Source organism: Dehalococcoidia bacterium, assembly GCA_025054935.1.
Taxonomy (GTDB): Bacteria; Chloroflexota; Dehalococcoidia; order SpSt-223; family SpSt-223; genus JANWZD01.
Genome location: JANWZD010000009.1, coordinates 78355 through 94302, shown reverse-complemented (window position 1 = coordinate 94302; position 15948 = coordinate 78355). Strand labels below are relative to the sequence as shown.

Below are 15948 nucleotides of genomic sequence, written 5' to 3'. Positions count from 1 at the left end.
TCCTCCTATTTCTCGTACTCGACAAGCACGCCGCTCCCCCAGTCGACAGGCAGAAGGCGATCGCCAATCTCGAGCGCGGCAGCAACGGCAAGATTGCCCAGCGTCTCTGTCGCCCGGGTGCGCAACGCCGCCTTCGCGGCCCAGACCCAGAGCGCGAGCAGCCGCGAGCGCCGGGCGTAGTCGCCGTCGTACAGCTGGACCGTTCGGTTGACGTAGACGAGAACTTTGTAGGCGCCCTCCTCGTGGCAGGGCTTGAAGCCATGCCGGCGGAAGCGCGCGAAGATCGCTGTCGGCCGCTCCATCCCGATATGCCCTTCGGGCTCGATGAAATGCTTCCGATACGCCGCCGGCCAGCGGCGCGCAAACCGCGTCAGGGGGTCGACACCTTCTGCCTCAATGTAGTGCAGGGTCCGCCCGCCCGGCTTGAGGACACGATAGAGCTCGCTGAACACACGGTCTTTCTCCTCGAAAGGCACGTGGCCGAGCACATCCGAGGAGACAACAAGGTCAAAGCTGTTGTCGGGGAAAGGCAGCTTTGTCCAGTGGGCCGCAACAGTCAGCGGATAGAGCGTCCGCGCAGCTTCGAGCGAGCGCTGGGCGATATCGACCCCGACCGCCTCGCGTCCCTGGGCAAACAGCGCCCAGCCGCCGCCGCAGCCGAGATCGAGCAGCGTTCCGCCGCGCCCGGCAAGCCGCCGCACGAAGAAGCGCTGTTTGCGGACGAGCCAAATGCGCAGTCCGCCGGTCGCGCGGTCGGGGTGCGACCACCGCTCCTCGTTGCGGTAGAACGGGTCCTCCGGCTCGAAGCGAGGGATGCCGTTGACGATCGGGTACTCCTGTCCGCAGGGGGCGCACCAGAGGACGTCGGTCCGGCGGTCGAGGGGTGTCCGGCAGTCCGGACAGACGAGGGTGACCATCGCCGCGGATTCTAGCAGCCCTCTCCGCAGGCGCTGTGGCCGCGGCGCCCGCGTGCTACGATGCGCCATCCTCTCCTTGGAGATGGGCTATGGCATCCTCGCCCCGCCGCGCGTTTGCTGCCACTCCTGCCGGTCCGATCCACTACCGCGAGCTTGGCGCGGGGCCGCCGCTCGTCCTCCTGCATGAGGTGGCACGCTCTTCGGACGGCTTCTCGGAAGTGCTGCCGTGCCTTGCCGCGCGCTTCCGCTGCCTTGCGATGGACCTGCCGGGGTACGGCGACTCCTACCATCCTGCGGACTACCCGGGCATGCCGGGCTACGCGCGCGCAGTGGTCGACTTCTTCGACGCAGTCGGCCTCGCGCGGACGCATCTGCTCGGCTTTCACACCGGCGCAGCCGTTGCCGCCGAGGTCGCCGCCGCCTTCCCCGACCGGGTCGACAAACTGGTCCTCTGCGGTCTGCCCGATGTCGCCGAGGAGGAGCGCGAGCGGAAGCTGGCCGCGCTCCGCCCGACGTTCCCGGACCCTGAATTTCGCTATCTCAACGAGCTTGCCGCCGGCCTCGCCTCATACGCCAGCCGCTACTGGGGGACCGACTATGGTCACCGCTACGGCATCGATTTTCTGAAGGCGATGCCGAACACCCACTGGGGCCACCGTGCCGTGTACGAGCAGCGCATCCGCGAGCGCATCCCGCTGATCGCCGCCCCGACGCTGCTCTTCTGCTCGCGCGATGACGCCTTCGCTCATGTTCAGCCCGAATTGGCGCGGCTGTTTCGGACTGTCCGCACCGCCGTGATCGAGGAGAGCGAGAAGTTTCCCCTTGTCACTCAGCCGGCGGCAAGCTGCGCGCTGATCACGGCGTTTCTTCTCGAGTAGGCGCCGGCTGGTCGCCGCCGGCGAGCTGCTCAGCAAGCCAGGCGCGCTCGGTCGGGCTCAGGTCCGCCTGAGCGAGGAGATCCGGACGCTGGCGCGCAGTGCGAAGGATCGCTTGCTGACGCCGCCACGCCGCGATCGCCGCATGATTGCCCGAGAGCAGCACCTCGGGAACGCGCCAGCCGCGAAATTCGGCAGGGCGCGTGTACTGCGGATATTCGAGCAGGCCGCTGCTGTGCGACTCGGCGGCGAGCGACTCGCCGGCGATAACCCCCGGCAGGAGCCGCACGACAGCATCGACGATCACCATCGCCGCCAGTTCACCGCCGGTCAGCACGAAATCGCCGATCGAAATCTCGTCGGTCGCCAGATGTTCGCGCACGCGGTCGTCAACGCCTTCGTAATGACCGCAGATCAAGAGCAGCCGCCGCTCACGCGCCAGTTCTTCGGCGACCGCCTGCGTGAAGCGCCGCCCCGCGGGGGAGAGGAGAATGATCCGTCCCCGCTCGCCGGCGAGGATCGACTCGACGGCGGCAAAGATCGGTTCGGGCTTCATCACCATCCCCGGCCCCCCCCCGAAGGGGTAGTCGTCTACGGTGCGATGGCGGTCGGTCGCCCAGTCGCGAAGATCGTGGACCGTAATTCGCACGCTGCCGCGCGCAATCGCCCGGCGGATGATGCTTTCGTCGAAGGGGCCACGGAACATCCCCGGGAAGATCGTAATGATGTCGATCTGCAGCGGCGAGGCGTCAGTCATTGTTCCTGCGTCGCTCATCAGCAAGAAGGCGATAGACAAACTGAATAATGCGCTGTCGGTCGCGCTCGGCGATCGCCTCGAAGACAGCGCGCACGCGCCGAATTGCCGGGTCGCCCCGCTCCCGGGCCGAGACCTCAAGCACGCGGACGACTGGGCGGATCGGGCTGCTGCCGTCGAGCTGCAGGACGATCGTGAACAGCTGCCCCGGCAGGAGCGGCTCGAGGCATTCGAAGCCAACCCCGCCGCCGCTCAGGTCGAGCAGGCGGACGGCGAACCGGGTCGTCGGCTCGCCGTCCGCCCCGAGGAGATAGGCTGGCATCGTGTTCAGGTCGACCGGCGCGCGCACAAAGGCGCGGCGCTGAATGCGCTCAACGCGCGCGACCTCAAGCACGAGGTCGGACGCGCCGACGGTGTGGCCGATCACCTCGCTGCGAAGGACAAAGAAGCCGGTCGGCAGCCCGACTTCGAGATCGAGCGTCTGGCCGAGCCGCGGGCTCGGACCGCTTGCGATCGGCGTCACAACGACATGGGTACGCTGGACGGCAGCGATGCGCACGCGCAGGGTGTGCTCCGGCCCTTGCCCGGCGGTCCAGCGAAGCCGAGCGGCCTGCCCGGGAGCGAGGAAGGAGAGATCGGGCATCATGCCCGGCGCTCCCGGCATTGCCAGCAGGAGCACGCGCTCGTGCCCGCTCGGCGCCTGCGTGATTGCGCAGCGCGGAGCGCAGCCGCGACGCTACGAAAGCGGCTCGGGCGCGGGACGCGGCAGGCGGACACGCGGCCGACGGTCAGCGCGAGCCGCCGGTAGCGCAGCGAGCGGAAGGCGGCTCTGGGTCGCCGAACTCGCGGCAAGCGCGTTCTCCCGCTGGATCTCCGCCCACAGTTCGGTACGGTAGACCGGGACCGAACGCGGAGCCCGAATGCCAAGTCGAATGTGATCGCCGTCGATCTCCAGAACGGTCAGTTCGATCTCGCCGCCGATGACTATGGACTCGCCGGCCTTTCTCGTTAAGACCAGCATCGTTATACCCCGGCCGGGGCGGTGCTGTCAGCAGGAAGGAGCGGCGTTCGCACCGACCAGCCGCTTTGAAGCGGGGCGGTGAGAATAATTTGCCTCCCCCGACCTGTGCGGCGGTTCACGACGATTGGCGCTGCGAGGTTGGCCGTGGTCTCGAACGGCGTCGCCCCCAAGCGTAAGATGACGAGGACATCCACCTCCTCGGCCGTCTGTAAGTCTAAGGCGACGACAACGTCCTCGGTGACGTCGAACGCATAGTCAGAGAAGAATGCTGCCGGGTCGGCGACAACAAAGCAGGTGGCGGGATCGTCGAGCGATTGGAGCCAGCCGAGGGCTGGGTTGTCCTCGTTGTCGATCCGGGCAAAAAGACGTCCTTCGCCATAGCCGACGATCGACAGCGCGACAAGATGGCGCTCATCGACATCAACGATCTCCGGCTGCCCGAAACGAGTCGTTACGATGTTCACCGTTCCTCCCGGCGCTCAGCGGAGAAAGTCCAGCAGCGAGGGCTGAATGATTTTGGCGCCGGCGGCCATCGCTGCTTCATACACCGTCTGGCGGGTGCGGAAGTCGAGCACTGCCTCGACGAAGTCGGTATCCTCGAGGGTCGACAGCTGGGCCGCGAGCGTGACGTTGTCAAGCCCGGCCCGCTCTTCCATCGCCTGAAGCCGGTTCGTTTTCGCCCCAACCGTCGCCAGCAAGGTCAGCACAGCGTCGTGCGCATCTTCCACCGCTTGAAGCCGCGCCGGCTCGATCGTCGCCCCCGGGGTCTGCAGATCGGCGATCACGCCCGCAACCGCAGCGAAGACAGGAAGCAGCTGGTTGCCGGGGATCCCCACCTCCATCTCAACGCCGACGTCGACGCGCATCGTCACAGCGTTGGTCGTGCCGCTGTAGGTCGCGCCGGCCGGCGAGAAGTCCCGCGTGAACGGTGCGGTGTCGGTGCGGTCGCCAGCGAAGAGGAACCGGTCGCCGAGCCGGGCATTGCCGACCTGGACGAGATGGTTGAGGATCTGGTCGAGTTCGCTGGCGATATGCTGCCGGGCCGCTTGGTCGAGGGTCGCGTTCGACGCTTGCACCGACAACTCCTTGACCCGGATCAGCGCTGCGGAGACATCGGCCAGCGCGGTTTCGGTCGCATTCAGCCAAGCAACCGCGGCGCTGCGCCCGCGCGCTTGTGCCTCGAGCTGTGCCTGTCGCGCCCGCAGGGAAAGCGCGACTGCCGCTCCGGTCGGGTCGTCCGACGGCTTGCGGATGCGCTTGCCAGACGTGATCTGATCGTTCAGGTCGTCCAGCTTCGTGCGCGATTGGCTCAAGTTGCGGATGACCGAGCCGATCAGCATGCTTTGGGTGACGCGCATCGGCTTCTCCTCTTAGCGGCCAGTCCGGCCCATCTCGTTGATGATGGTCGCGAGCATCGAGTCGACGACCGAGATGACATGGGAGACCGCCTCAAACGCACGCTGAAAGCGGACCAAGTTCGCTGCCTCCTCGTCGAGCGAGACCCCCGACTTCGACTGCCGCTCCCGTGTCAGTTGGGCGTGAAGCGCCTCTTGGCTGGCGGCATCGGTCTTGGCGGCGTTCACCGCAACGCCGAGCTGGGCGAGCGCGGTGTTCCAGTAGCCGTTGAACGTCGCTCCTCCGGGCATGGTCGCCGCTTCGGCGAGCGCGGCCAAGCGGAGGGCGACCCGGTTGCCTCCGGGCAGCGACTCTGGCGGCAGGGGCGGCGGTCCGGGCGCGCCGACAAGATCGGCCGCCGCAACCCGCTCCGGCGCGCTCGCGAGAGCGGGGTTGAGCGCCATCGTCGCCGCATCGGTGCCCGTGAAAAACGGCAGCCCAGCCGCGCCGGTCAGGTCCGTTCCGGTGGTATGGAGCGCGTTGACTTGGGCGATAATCGCGCCGGCAAGCGCGTTGAGCGTTGCCAATCGTCCCGGCAGGTCGGCATCGCGCAGGGCGACAGCCCCGGCAATCTCGCCGGTAGTAACGGCAACGGCGGCATTGTCCGCCACCCAGACGACTTGACGAAAGGCGCCGGGCGCCGGCGGCACCGCTGCGATAGCGTTCGCGGCAGTGCCGGCAACGAGCGCCCGTCCGCCGACCTCGACATCGACCGCCCCGTTCGCCTGCTCGGTCGTCGTGATCCCGACAAGCTTACTGAGCGCGTCGAGGAGACGGTCGCGCTGGTCCATCAAGTCGTTCGGCGACTGCCCAAGGCCGCGAGCGATGATGATCTTGCCGTTGAGCGTAGCGATCTGGGCGGCAAGCTCGTTCACTTCGCGGACCCGCTCGCCCACGATCAGGTCGAGAGTAGTCTGTTCCTCACGGATGGCGCCTGCTGCTTGATTGAACCGCAGAGCAAGGCTCTGGGCACGCTGGAGCAGCACTGTCCGGCTGCTTCGCGCCTCAGGGGCGTTGGCAACCTCTTGCCACGCATGGAAGAAGCGGTTCAGATGGGCCGCGATGCCGCTGTCGGTCGGTTCGTTAAAGAGCAGTTCAAGGCGGGCGAGGGTGTCGGCAGTGATGTCCAGCCGGCCATACTCGGCGAAGGCGGCGCGGTAGCGGCGGTCGAGGAACGCATCGCGGTGGCGGCGGATGCTCTCCACCTCGACGCCATTGCCCGGCATCGGGCCGCTGATCGCGCCGTAGCCAAGATAGGTCACCGCAGGACGGGCAGCGAGCATCACCTCTTGGCGCGAGTAGCCCTCCGTCGCCGCGTTCGCGAGGTTGTGGCTGATCGTCTCAGTCGCGGCGCGGAAGGCGCGCAAGGCGCTGAGCCCGTTCTCGATCGCGCTGAAGCCGTTTGCCATCCTACCTCCTCAAGCGCGCCGATCGACGAGGCCACGCAGCGGCGCCGGCCGAACCTGCCCGTCCGCGTCGTAGAGCGCTTGCTCGTGGAGCGCAAGCTGAAGGCGCTCGCGCTGATAGTCGAGCAAGGTCGCGATAAGCGCTCGGTTGCGCGCGTTCGCCTCGCGGACGCGCTCGATCTGCGCAAGAAGCGCATCCCGACGCGCGGCAAGGACGTCTGCCGGCGCGCCCCACGCGGCAATCAGGTCGGTGAGGGTCGCTCCCGGCTCGACTAGGTCACGCCGTCTGCGCTCCTGCTCATGGAGCTCGGCGATCAGCGCCAGCTGCTCGGCGCTGATCGCGCCAAGCCGGTCGAGCGCATCCTCGCGCAGCGCCTCGGCTTGGGCGGCAGCAAGCGCCTCGAGCCGGCGGTAGAGGGCCATCTCCTCGTCGAGGATGGCGGCAAGGGCGGCGATGGGCGGGTCGGCCGACTCGGCGGTGGTCATCACGCCAACCCGAGCAGCTTCTGAGCGAGAGCCGCGCTGGAGACGTGATACGTCCCGGCAGCGAGAGCAGCTTTGATCTGGGCAACGCGGTCCTCGCGCACCTCCGGAAGGCTGGCGATGGCGGCACGCGCGGCTTGAAGATCGCGGCCTGTTGCCGAAAGCTCGACGCCATCCCGGCGCGGCGCTGGCGAGCGCTCGACCGTGCTGGAGGGCGCGCCGGCAGGCGCAGGGACACCGTACGCATGACTTGCGGCCAGCCGGGTGAGATTGAGGCTCATACGTTCGATCGCCATGCCATCCTCTCTACGCATTCAGTGTGGTCGCCTGCTGCAGCATTTCGTCGACCGCCTGCACCGACCGCGCGCTCGCCGAGTAGGCGCGCCGCGCGATCAGCAGCGCGACCATCTCATCGCCAATCGAGATGTTTGCCATTTCGCGCACGCCGGCGACGATCTCGCCGGCTCCGCCTGTGCCTGGAGCGACGACGGCCGGCTCGCCGGACGCCGGGGTCGGCAGGAAGATGCCGCCCCCGGCCGCCTCAAGGCCGGCGGGGTTTGGAAAGACCGCAACGCCGATCCGGCCAGCGAGCTGCGACTCGCCGTTGACCTGCGCGATCACCGTGCCGTCGCGGGCGATGCTCACCGAGCTCGCGCCTGCCGGGATCTGCACCCCGGCGAGCGTGTCGCCGCTGCTGTTGACAAGCGTTCCCGCCGCAGTGAGCCGAAACGAGCCGTCATGGGTGTAGCCGGCGCTGCCGTCGGGGCGCGTGACGACGAAAAAGCCGGCGCCGGCGATTGCAAGGTCGAAGGGCAGCCCCGTCGACTCGAAGGCGCCGGCCGTCTCGATCCGCTGGATGTCGCGCACCATCACGCCGCGCCCTATCGGAGCCGTTGCCGGCGCGGCGCTCTCTTGCGGGACACCAACATCCTCGAAATTGACCCGCGACCGCTTGAAGCCGGGCGTGTTGACGTTCGCGAGGTTGTGGCTGATGACATCAAGGGCTGTCTGCTGGGCGGTCAGCCCCGACCCGGCAACGCGCAGTGCAGAGATCATCGGCGGTTCCTCTCTCCTTCATCACGCGCTCAGCCGCCCGACCTCGGAGACTGCGCGCTGAGCAGCCTCGTCAGCAAGCTTGAGCGCGCGCTGGCTCGCTTCGTAGATCCGGGCGACAGCGAGCATGTCGGTCATCGTCTTCGTGAGGTCAACGTTGCTCCCTTCAAGGGCATACTGCGCGATTTGGGGGTCATCCACCGGCGCGGGCGCTTCGCCCCCCTCCGGCACGCGCAGCAGCGTGCCGGTCGTTCGCCGCGCTTGCGCAGGATCAAGCCCGGCTGCCGCGCGCAGGCGTCCCGCCAGCGCACCGTTGACGGTGACGCTTCCATCTGGAGCGATGACGAGCGCACCCGGCGCAAGCTGGATCGTCCCCGCGACACCGGGCACCTGGAGCGAGGAGAGCCGAGCGACCGCTGCGCCGTCGCGGGTGAGCAGCCCATCCGCGCCGAGCGTGTATGCGCCAGCGGCGAGCCGCACCGCGCCCTCGGCGGCGGGCAGCGAGAAGCGGGGAGCGAAGTCGACAACCTGAAGCCGGCCGACTGCTTGGCCGTTCTGCTCGATCGTGCCGTCGCGGGCGACAGTGAACGGCTCGGGACCGAGCTGGATCGGACCGTCCACGCCGAGCACGGGATAGCCGTGCGCAGTGACCAGCTGTCCCGCCGCCGAGCGGCGGAAGCTGCCGTCGCGGGTGTAGGCGATCCCCTCGGGCGTCTCAACGGCGAAGAAGCCGCGCCCGGCAAGGGCAAGGTCGAAGGGATGATCAGTCTGGCGGAGGGGCCCCTGCCGGGTGTCGACAAGATAGCGGTCTGGCTGGACGCCGGTTCCGACAAGGCCGATCCCCTCGCCGGTCCATCCCGGCGGCACGGGCAGGCTCTCGCCTAATTTCTCTTGGAGGACGGCGACAAAGCCTGTCGCTTCCGGAACGTCCGCCCGATAGCCGGTTGTCGTCGCGTTCGCGAGGTTGCCGGCGATCACTTCTTGGCGCCGCTGCATCCGCAGCAGCGATGAAGCGGCGGTATACAGCCCGCGGAGCATCAGCGCGCCCCCACCGGCTCGCGGAAGCTGGCGAGCGCGGCACGCAGTTTCAGCACCGCGCGGGCGTGCAGTTGGCACACACGCGACTCCGAGATCTCAAGTACCCTACTAATCTCTTTCATCGTCAATTCTTCGTTGTAGTACAGCGCAATCACGAGGCGATCGCGCTCGGGAAGCTCCTCAATTGCGCGGATCAACGCCCCTAACAGTTCGTTGCGCTCGGCCTGTCCGGGCAGACTGACCGCCTCGCGATCTTCGACGAGGTCGGCAAGCGAGAGGGGGCTGTCGTCATCATCGGTTGAGAGCACATGGTCGAGCGAGAGAGTGACTGTCGCCGCCTCCTGGACCGCGGCGTGGTAGCGCTCGAGGTCCATGTTCAGATGAGCGGCGACCTCTTCGTCCGTCGGCATCCGGCCAAGCGTGGAGCGCAGGTCTTGGATGCCGCGCTCGATCTCCTTGGCGCGCTGACGTGCTGAGCGGGGCAGCCAGTCGAGCGCCCGCAGCTGGTCGATGATCGTGCCGCGGATGCGCGGGATGGCGAACGTCTCAAATTTGAAGCCCCGGTCGGGATCGAACCGCTCGACAGCGTCGATCAGGCCGATGATGCCGTAGCTGATCAAGTCGTCGGTGTCGAGCACGGCCGGAAGGCTGATTGCGAGCCGGTCGACGACGTATTTGACGAGCGGCGTGTAGGCGAGAATGAGCGTTTCCCGCAGGCGAGGATCGCGAGTGCGGACATAGCGGGGCCAGAGAGCGGCGGTGTCAGCGGTCACGACCATGGCTCATCTCCTTGCCGAGACGTTCGGCGGCGGCGCGAGGGGCACAATGGCGCAGCAGGCTGGACGTTCACGCTCCTCCCTCCGCGGCAGGAGGCGAAGCGGCGGGATCGTCTTCGGCTTCGTCGTTCCCGACATCGGGGGCAGCGCTGACGCGCGGCGCTGGCGGCGGCGGGGACGCTGACCACGCCTGGACCGCCACCCACAGCAGGACATTGAAGACTAGATAGGCAGCAATCCCGAGCAGGGCAGCGCGGAAGAAGTCGCCGCTCGTGGCGAGCGCGAGAGCGGCAAGGCCGAGCGCCAGCGCGCCGACGACGGTCGAAAGCGGGGCAGCGCTAGTCGTCATAGTCGCCTCCCACGATGCCGACGGCGTTCACCTCGATCTTGGGGTTCAGTTCGCTGTAGGCGAGCACGGTCAGATGGGGAACAACGCGCTCGGTCAGGCGTTTGAAAGGCAGCCGGATCCGCGGCGAACAGACGACAATCGGCTGATGCCCCTGAGCAACCATCCGCTCGAGCGCGGCCACGAGGTCCTGCAGCAGCCGCTGGGCAAGCGTCGGCTCGATGCTGATCACCAGCCCTTGGTCAGTCCCCTGCAGGCCGGCGGCCAGCCGCTGCTCGAGCTGCGGCGCGAGGGTGAGGACGTACAGCTGGCCATCCGGCTCGCGGTACTGCTGGCAGATAGCGCGGGAGAGCGCTTGCCGGACATACTCGGTCAGCAGATCGGTGTCGCGGGTCTGGCGCCCGCGCGCCGCCAACGTTTCAAGGATCGTCACCAAGTCCCGGATCGAGACCCGCTCGCGGAGCAGGTTCTGCAGGACGCGGTGGACCTCGCTCGTCGAGAGGATGCCCGGGATGAGGTCGTCGACGACCGCCGGATAGTCGTTCTTGAGCGACGTCAGCAGCGTCTGGAGGTCCTGCCGGCTGAAGATGTCGGCGGCATGGGAGCGGATCACCTCGGTCAGATGGGTCGCGAGCACTGAGGCCGGGTCGACGACGGTGTAGCCGAGCAGTTCGGCGCGCTCGCGCTGGCTGCCCGTGATCCAGAGCGCCGGCAGCCCGAACGCCGGCTCGCGCGCTTCGATCCCTTCGATCTCCTCCGAAGCGACGCCGCTGTTCATCGCGAGATAGTGGTTGGCGAGCAGCTCGCCGCGGGCGATCTCGACGCCGCGCAGTTTGACCACATAGGTGTTCGGTCCGAGCTGGAGGTTGTCGCGAATCCGGATTGTCGGGACGATGAAGCCGAGCTCGAGGGCTGTCTGCCGCCGGATGGCGGTGATGCGGTCGAGCAGATTGCCGCGCTCGCCGGCGTCGACGAGGCTGATCAGACCGTAGCCGATCTCGACCTCCATCGGGTCGACGGCGAGCAGCGCGACGGGGTTCTCGGGCGCAGGCGGAGCGGCGAGCGCGGCCGCTTCTTGGGCGGCGACCAGCGCCTGCTGCTGGCGCTGGCTGCGGTTGAGCAGAAAGGCGAAGCCGCCCAGCCCCAGCGCGATCGTGGCGAGCGAGACCGTCGGCAAGCCCGGAACGAGGGCCAGCGCGCCGAGGAGCCCGGCAACGATTGCGAGCGCCTTCGGGTTGCTGAACAGCTGCGCGCCGACGTCGGTGCCGAGATTGGCGTCGGAGGCAGCGCGCGTCACGACGATGCCGGTGGCGGTCGAGATGATCAGCGCCGGGATCTGCGAGACGAGGCCGTCGCCGATCGTGAGCAGCGCAAACCGCTGGAGCGCTTGGAGCGGCGGGATGCCGAGCTGGGTGATACCGATGATGACCCCGGCGACGATGTTGACGATGGCGATCAGGATGGCGGCGATGGCATCGCCTTTGACGAACTTGCTCGCGCCATCCATCGCGCCGTAGAAGTCGGCCTCGCGCTCGATCTCGCGGCGGCGGCGGCGCGCCTCGTCCTGCGTGATCAGGCCGGCGTTCAGGTCGGCATCGATCGCCATCTGCTTGCCCGGCATCGCGTCGAGGGTGAAGCGGGCGGCAACCTCGGCGACGCGCTCAGCGCCGCGAGTGATGACGACGAACTGGACGATGATCAGAATGATGAAGACGACCGCGCCGACGACGTAGTTGCCGCCGACCACGAAGGACCCGAACGCCTCGATGACGCGGCCGGCTTCGCCTTGGAGCAGGATCAGCCGCGTCGCCGAGACGTTGAGGCCGAGCCGAAAGAGCGTCGCGACCAGCAGGATGCTCGGGAAGACCGAGAACTGGAGCGGCTGCGTGATGTACATCGCGACCATCAGGATCGTGAGGGCGGTCGCGATGTTGACGATGATCAGCAGGTCGAGGAGGACGTCCGGCAGCGGGACGATCAGCATCGCGACGATGAAGACGACCGCAACGGCGAGAACAACGTCGCTGTTGGCCGTCAGCCGCCGCAGGCCGCTCGGCAAGGAGGTGGCGGTCATCGGGCGCCTCGCTGGCGGTAGATATAGGCAAGCACTTCCGCGACCGCCTGGTACAGCTCGGACGGGATCTCCTGGTCGAGGTCGACCGTCGCGTAGAGGGCGCGCGCAAGCGCGACGTTCTCGACGCACGGCACATTGTGCTCGGCGGCGACCCGCTTGATCTGGAGCGCGATCAGGTCGACCCCTTTCGCGACCACGCGCGGCGCGGCGTCGGTGACCGCGTCGTACGCGAGCGCCACCGCGTAGTGCGTCGGGTTGGTGACGACGACGGCCGCCTTCGGCACTTTCGCCATCATCCGGCGCGTCGCCATCTCGCGCTGGATGCGCTTGATCCGCGCCTTAATCTCGGGGTTCCCTTCCTGCTGCCTGATCTCCTGCTTGACCTCCTCCTTGCTCATGCGGATGCTCTTCTCGAACTCGAACCGCTGGTAGAAGTAGTCGAGCGCCGCGAGGAGGAGGTAGACGACCCCGCACTTGAGCGCGATCTCGGCGCCGATGGCGGCGATCGCGCCGGCAGCGGCCGCCGGCGGCAGCGCGATCAGCGAGACGAGCTGCGCCTGATTGGCCGCGAGGACGCTGGAGCCAACCGCCCCGATCAGCACCACCTTGACGATGGCCTTCAGGAGTTCGACAAGGCCGCGCGGCGAGACAAGCCGCTGCAGGCCGCTGAGAGGGTTCAGCCGCGAGAACTGCGGCGCGACCGCCTTGGCAGAGAAGAGCGCACCGACTTGACCGCCCCCCGCGATCAGGGTGAGAGCGACGACGCCGAGCATGAGCGGCGCGACGAGCGCGAACGCTTGCGTCCCGACCGACCAGCCGAACGGCTGCAGCTGGGCGGCCGTCAGGTCGCGGCTTCCGGCGAGGGCGAGCGACTCGCGCAGGATAGCGCTCATGCTCGGCAGGAAGCCGCCGGCTGTGGCCTGCAGGATGAGCAGGCCGCCGAGCAACGCAGGCGCAACCGTCAGGTCGACACTCTTGCCAACCCGGCCTTCACGCCGCGCCTCTTGGCGTCGCTTCGGGGTTGCAGCTTCGGTCCGCTCGCCGGCCACTAGCGCACCACCATTCCGGCTTGGGCGGTCATCGTCCGGAAGACGCCGTCAAGGTAGGCGGCGACTACCGGCAAGGTGAGCAGGACGACAACCAAACCGACCGTCACTTTGAGCGGCAGCGAGACGACAAAGACATTCATCTGGGGAACGGTGCGGGTCAGGATGCCGAGCGCGACATCGGTCAGCAGCAGCGCGCCGACGACCGGCAAGGCGATCTGAAAGGCGATCACCCACAGCTCGCCCGCCAGCGCCAGCACGCGGCCGGCCGCCAGTTCGGCAGAGAGGCCGGCGCCCGTGAGCGGGATCGTCTCGAAGGCGCGCTGGAGGGCCGCGATCAGCCAGTGGTGGCCGGAGAGCGTCAGGAACACCATCGTCGCGAAGAGGGTGTAGAACGTGTCGAGCGTGTTCGACGCCCCTTCGAACATCGGGTCGATCACTTGCGAGAGACCGAAGCCGATCTGCGTGCCGATCAATCCTGCCCCCGTCTGGATCGCGCCGAAGACGAGCGAGGCGGCGAACCCGATCGCCAGCCCGATGACGGTGTTGAGCGCGAGCAGGCCGAGGAACGGCAGCAGTTCGCGCGGCAGTCCTGGAGGCAGAGCGCTGCCGGGCGGAACGAGAACGATGGTGAGGGCGACCGCGAGGCCGATCTTGACCGACCCGGGAAGGGCGCGGCTGCTGTAGATCGGCGACGCGGCGACCATCCCGCTCACCCGCGCCAGCGCCAGCGCGAAGGCCGTCACGTAGGCGGCGACGCTCTCGGCGAGGATCACCGGATCAGCTCCGGCAGCCGCTCGAGCAGCCGGCTCGTGTAGCCGACCAGCATCCCGAGCATCCACGGGCCGAGGATGCCCACCGTCGCGAAGACGGCGAGGATCTTCGGCACGTAGGCGAGGGTCATTTCGTTCACCTGCGTGGCCGCTTGGAAGACCGAAATGACCAGCCCGACGACCAGCGCGACGATCAGGATCGGGCCGGTGAGCATCAGCGTCAGGGTTAGGGCGTCGCGTCCGGCTTGCAGGACCAGCAGGTCGCTCATTGCGGCTCCTAGGCGAAGCTTGCCACCAGCGAGCGGGTGATCAGGTACCAGCCGTCGGCCAGCACGAAGAGCAGCACCTTGAACGGCAGCGAAATCAGCGAGGGGGGCAGCATCATCATGCCCATCGACATCAAGCTGCTCGAAACGACAAGGTCGATGATCAGAAACGGGATAAAGATGAAAAAGCCCATCTGAAACGCGGTGCGCAGCTCGCTGATAATGAAGGCGGGAATGACCACGTGCAGGCTCAAGTCGTCCGGCGTGCGCGGCCGCTCGCTCTTGGAGAGCTGGATGAAGAGCGCGAGGTCTTTCTCGCGCGTCTGCTTCACCATAAACGTTCGGATCGGCACGATGGCGCGGTTAATCGCCTCGCTCTGACTGATCGCCCCTTTCAGATAGGGCTCGATCGCGACCGCGTTCACCTCCGCCCAGACGGGGGCCATCGTAAAGAAGGTCAGGAACAGCGCGAGGCCGATCAGGACTTGGTTCGGCGGCAGCTGCGGCACGCCGATCGCGCTGCGGACGAAACCAAGAACGACAATCGTCCGGGTGAACGAGGTGACCATGATCAAAAGGGCCGGCGCAAGCGCCAGCACGGTGAGAAGAAGGACGATCTGCAGCCCGAGCGCGGCATCAGCCGGGCGGGTCGCCTGCCCCACCTCGACGGTCACGCGCGGCGCCGGCACGCCCTCGACCGGCGCGCTGATGCACCCCGACAGGGTGAGGGCGACGCTGAGGAAGAGGAGGGCGCCGGCCGCCGCCCGGGCGCAGCGGCGGGAGGCCGGCCGGGGACGCGAGCTCATTCGCCCTCCTCGCGGGCAGCCCGCTCGAGCGCTGCCGCAAACGGCCGCCGCTCCCGGCCGCCGTCGAGGCGGCTGAGGGTCGTGATCTGATGCGGCGTCACGCCGAGAAGGAGCGTCTGGTCGCCGACTTGGACGAGATAGAGGGTGCGGTTGCTGGCAAGATGCGTCACCTCGAGAACATCCACTTGGCGGGCGCGCCCCGGCGCCATTGAGCGGCCGTGGACGGCGCGGAGCAGCTGGGCGCTCAGCCCGATCAGGACGAGGACGATCAGCAGCTTCGCTCCGAGGTCGACAGCGGTCAGCACGCCCGGTCCGTCAGCCACCCCTTCGGCGGTCCAGAACAGGACATAGCCGCAGGCAAGGAGGATCGCGCCGCCGCCGACCAGAGCGCGCTGGAGGGGCGAAAGCCGTTCCCAGCGGCGGCGCAGCTGCGTCATGAGGTCGGGAGAGCCGGGTCCATTCACGCCGCTCAGTATGGTCGGCGGCGCAGGAGACTCAGTAGAGCCGATCGTCGGGAAATTGGCCGGAGCGAGGTCCCGGCTGTCCCGGGATTCGGCCGACGCTGGCAAAGCGGTCCTAGAGGAAATCCCTACGCAGCAGGGATCCCGGTGGCCAAAAAGAAAAGGGTGCAGCGTGCTGCTCCACCCTTCAGTCTGATGAGAACACTCAGCTAGACGGCGACTTTCTCCCGTTCCGCGAGATCGCGCGCGTTATAGCGTGCGTAGCCGCACACGCACTGAACGTAGGGAATGGCTCGCCAATCGAAGCGGATCATCACCGGCCGATGGCATTTCGGGCAGATCAACTTCTCGGACATCGTCGTCCCTCCTCCGTGGCGGGCGCTGCTCTGCCGCCGTCGTTATAAAGTATCGGATCGGTATGCGCATGCGAGCAAGGCATTCTGGCCAGTTTTCCCCTG

Annotated in this window: 20 protein-coding genes and 1 pseudogene; 1 reads left to right on the top strand and 20 read right to left on the bottom strand. The window is 67.6% G+C overall.

All coding sequences use genetic code 11. From position 1 onward, the window contains the following. Positions 1 to 5 precede the first annotated feature (5 nt). A complete protein-coding gene (locus tag NZ773_10920) occupies positions 6 to 917 on the bottom strand; it encodes a methyltransferase domain-containing protein (protein MCS6802435.1) in 912 nt (303 codons plus the stop codon). Positions 918 to 1006: 89 nt separating this feature from the next. On the opposite strand from NZ773_10920, the gene NZ773_10915 reads away from it, so the two are divergent. Further along, positions 1007 to 1795: an alpha/beta hydrolase gene (locus tag NZ773_10915; GenBank protein ID MCS6802434.1), complete on the top strand. Its 789-nt coding sequence runs from the start codon at positions 1007 to 1009 to the stop codon at positions 1793 to 1795. Here NZ773_10915 and trmD read toward each other — a convergent pair. From trmD to NZ773_10820, 19 genes and pseudogenes are all read right to left on the bottom strand, one after another. Then, on the bottom strand, positions 1773 to 2531 hold the full coding sequence (trmD, locus tag NZ773_10910) for a tRNA (guanosine(37)-N1)-methyltransferase TrmD (protein ID MCS6802433.1): 759 nt from the start codon (positions 2529 to 2531) through the stop codon (positions 1773 to 1775). The genes NZ773_10915 and trmD overlap by 23 nt on opposite strands. A gap of 10 nt (positions 2532 to 2541) precedes the next feature. Continuing rightward, positions 2542 to 3192, bottom strand: coding sequence for a PilZ domain-containing protein (locus tag NZ773_10905; GenBank protein MCS6802432.1), 651 nt, complete (start codon positions 3190 to 3192; stop codon positions 2542 to 2544). A 192-nt stretch (positions 3193 to 3384) separates the two neighbouring features. Continuing rightward, positions 3385 to 3567: pseudogene (gene csrA, locus NZ773_10900) on the bottom strand (carbon storage regulator CsrA). A 2-nt stretch (positions 3568 to 3569) separates the two neighbouring features. Beyond that, positions 3570 to 4031, bottom strand: a complete 462-nt coding sequence (gene fliW / locus NZ773_10895) for a flagellar assembly protein FliW (protein MCS6802431.1) — start codon at positions 4029 to 4031, stop codon at positions 3570 to 3572. Positions 4032 to 4046: 15 nt separating this feature from the next. Further along, positions 4047 to 4925: a flagellar hook-associated protein FlgL gene (flgL, locus tag NZ773_10890; GenBank protein MCS6802430.1), complete on the bottom strand. Its 879-nt coding sequence runs from the start codon at positions 4923 to 4925 to the stop codon at positions 4047 to 4049. A 12-nt stretch (positions 4926 to 4937) separates the two neighbouring features. After that, positions 4938 to 6371, bottom strand: a complete 1434-nt coding sequence (gene flgK / locus NZ773_10885; protein ID MCS6802429.1) for a flagellar hook-associated protein FlgK — start codon at positions 6369 to 6371, stop codon at positions 4938 to 4940. 9 nt (positions 6372 to 6380) lie between these two features. After that, positions 6381 to 6854 carry a flagellar protein FlgN gene (locus NZ773_10880; GenBank protein ID MCS6802428.1) on the bottom strand — a complete coding sequence of 158 codons (474 nt, stop codon included), beginning with the start codon at positions 6852 to 6854 and terminating at the stop codon, positions 6381 to 6383. Then, positions 6854 to 7147, bottom strand: coding sequence for a flagellar biosynthesis anti-sigma factor FlgM (gene flgM / locus NZ773_10875; protein ID MCS6802427.1), 294 nt, complete (start codon positions 7145 to 7147; stop codon positions 6854 to 6856). The genes NZ773_10880 and flgM overlap by 1 nt, the downstream gene beginning before the upstream one ends. Positions 7148 to 7157: 10 nt before the next feature. Continuing rightward, positions 7158 to 7907, bottom strand: a complete 750-nt coding sequence (locus tag NZ773_10870; GenBank protein MCS6802426.1) for a flagellar hook-basal body complex protein — start codon at positions 7905 to 7907, stop codon at positions 7158 to 7160. A 21-nt stretch (positions 7908 to 7928) separates the two neighbouring features. Continuing rightward, positions 7929 to 8942, bottom strand: a complete 1014-nt coding sequence (locus tag NZ773_10865; protein MCS6802425.1) for a flagellar hook-basal body protein — start codon at positions 8940 to 8942, stop codon at positions 7929 to 7931. Then, positions 8942 to 9721, bottom strand: a complete 780-nt coding sequence (locus NZ773_10860; GenBank protein MCS6802424.1) for a FliA/WhiG family RNA polymerase sigma factor — start codon at positions 9719 to 9721, stop codon at positions 8942 to 8944. Before NZ773_10860 ends, NZ773_10865 begins: the two co-directional genes overlap by 1 nt. Positions 9722 to 9788: 67 nt before the next feature. After that, the gene (locus tag NZ773_10855; GenBank protein ID MCS6802423.1) at positions 9789 to 10067 is read right to left on the bottom strand and encodes a hypothetical protein; all 279 of its coding nucleotides are present in this window, start codon (positions 10065 to 10067) and stop codon (positions 9789 to 9791) included. Beyond that, positions 10057 to 12138, bottom strand: a complete 2082-nt coding sequence (gene flhA, locus NZ773_10850; GenBank protein MCS6802422.1) for a flagellar biosynthesis protein FlhA — start codon at positions 12136 to 12138, stop codon at positions 10057 to 10059. The genes NZ773_10855 and flhA overlap by 11 nt, the downstream gene beginning before the upstream one ends. Next, complete coding sequence (flhB, locus tag NZ773_10845; GenBank protein ID MCS6802421.1) at positions 12135 to 13187, bottom strand: flagellar biosynthesis protein FlhB; 1053 nt, start codon at positions 13185 to 13187, stop codon at positions 12135 to 12137. The genes flhA and flhB overlap by 4 nt, the downstream gene beginning before the upstream one ends. Next, positions 13187 to 13960 (bottom strand): flagellar biosynthetic protein FliR, encoded by a 774-nt coding sequence (fliR, locus tag NZ773_10840; protein MCS6802420.1) that lies wholly within the window; start codon positions 13958 to 13960, stop codon positions 13187 to 13189. Before fliR ends, flhB begins: the two co-directional genes overlap by 1 nt. Beyond that, on the bottom strand, positions 13957 to 14226 hold the full coding sequence (gene fliQ / locus NZ773_10835; GenBank protein MCS6802419.1) for a flagellar biosynthesis protein FliQ: 270 nt from the start codon (positions 14224 to 14226) through the stop codon (positions 13957 to 13959). Before fliQ ends, fliR begins: the two co-directional genes overlap by 4 nt. An 8-nt stretch (positions 14227 to 14234) precedes the next feature. Beyond that, the gene (gene fliP, locus NZ773_10830; GenBank protein ID MCS6802418.1) at positions 14235 to 15029 is read right to left on the bottom strand and encodes a flagellar type III secretion system pore protein FliP; all 795 of its coding nucleotides are present in this window, start codon (positions 15027 to 15029) and stop codon (positions 14235 to 14237) included. Further along, positions 15026 to 15493 (bottom strand): flagellar biosynthetic protein FliO, encoded by a 468-nt coding sequence (locus NZ773_10825; GenBank protein ID MCS6802417.1) that lies wholly within the window; start codon positions 15491 to 15493, stop codon positions 15026 to 15028. Before NZ773_10825 ends, fliP begins: the two co-directional genes overlap by 4 nt. Positions 15494 to 15699: 206 nt before the next feature. After that, entirely contained in the window at positions 15700 to 15846 is a 147-nt protein-coding gene (locus NZ773_10820) for a hypothetical protein (GenBank protein ID MCS6802416.1), read from the bottom strand. Between the last annotated feature and the right edge of the window lie 102 nt (positions 15847 to 15948).

Excerpts from the sequence above, each read along its gene's own strand:
- NZ773_10920 (MCS6802435.1), bottom strand. The coding sequence starts at position 917 with ATGGTCACCCTCGTCTGTCCGGACTGCCGGACACCCCTCGACCGCCGG.
- NZ773_10915 (MCS6802434.1), top strand. The coding sequence starts at position 1,007 with ATGGCATCCTCGCCCCGCCGCGCGTTTGCTGCCACTCCTGCCGGTCCG.
- NZ773_10905 (MCS6802432.1), bottom strand. The coding sequence starts at position 3,192 with ATGATGCCCGATCTCTCCTTCCTCGCTCCCGGGCAGGCCGCTCGGCTT.
- flgL (MCS6802430.1), bottom strand. The coding sequence starts at position 4,925 with ATGCGCGTCACCCAAAGCATGCTGATCGGCTCGGTCATCCGCAACTTG.
- flgK (MCS6802429.1), bottom strand. The coding sequence starts at position 6,371 with ATGGCAAACGGCTTCAGCGCGATCGAGAACGGGCTCAGCGCCTTGCGC.
- NZ773_10880 (MCS6802428.1), bottom strand. The coding sequence starts at position 6,854 with ATGACCACCGCCGAGTCGGCCGACCCGCCCATCGCCGCCCTTGCCGCC.
- flgM (MCS6802427.1), bottom strand. The coding sequence starts at position 7,147 with ATGGCGATCGAACGTATGAGCCTCAATCTCACCCGGCTGGCCGCAAGT.
- NZ773_10870 (MCS6802426.1), bottom strand. The coding sequence starts at position 7,907 with ATGATCTCTGCACTGCGCGTTGCCGGGTCGGGGCTGACCGCCCAGCAG.
- NZ773_10865 (MCS6802425.1), bottom strand. The coding sequence starts at position 8,942 with ATGCTCCGCGGGCTGTATACCGCCGCTTCATCGCTGCTGCGGATGCAG.
- NZ773_10860 (MCS6802424.1), bottom strand. The coding sequence starts at position 9,721 with ATGGTCGTGACCGCTGACACCGCCGCTCTCTGGCCCCGCTATGTCCGC.
- NZ773_10855 (MCS6802423.1), bottom strand. The coding sequence starts at position 10,067 with ATGACGACTAGCGCTGCCCCGCTTTCGACCGTCGTCGGCGCGCTGGCG.
- flhA (MCS6802422.1), bottom strand. The coding sequence starts at position 12,138 with ATGACCGCCACCTCCTTGCCGAGCGGCCTGCGGCGGCTGACGGCCAAC.
- fliQ (MCS6802419.1), bottom strand. The coding sequence starts at position 14,226 with ATGAGCGACCTGCTGGTCCTGCAAGCCGGACGCGACGCCCTAACCCTG.
- fliP (MCS6802418.1), bottom strand. The coding sequence starts at position 15,029 with ATGAGCTCGCGTCCCCGGCCGGCCTCCCGCCGCTGCGCCCGGGCGGCG.
- NZ773_10820 (MCS6802416.1), bottom strand. The coding sequence starts at position 15,846 with ATGTCCGAGAAGTTGATCTGCCCGAAATGCCATCGGCCGGTGATGATC.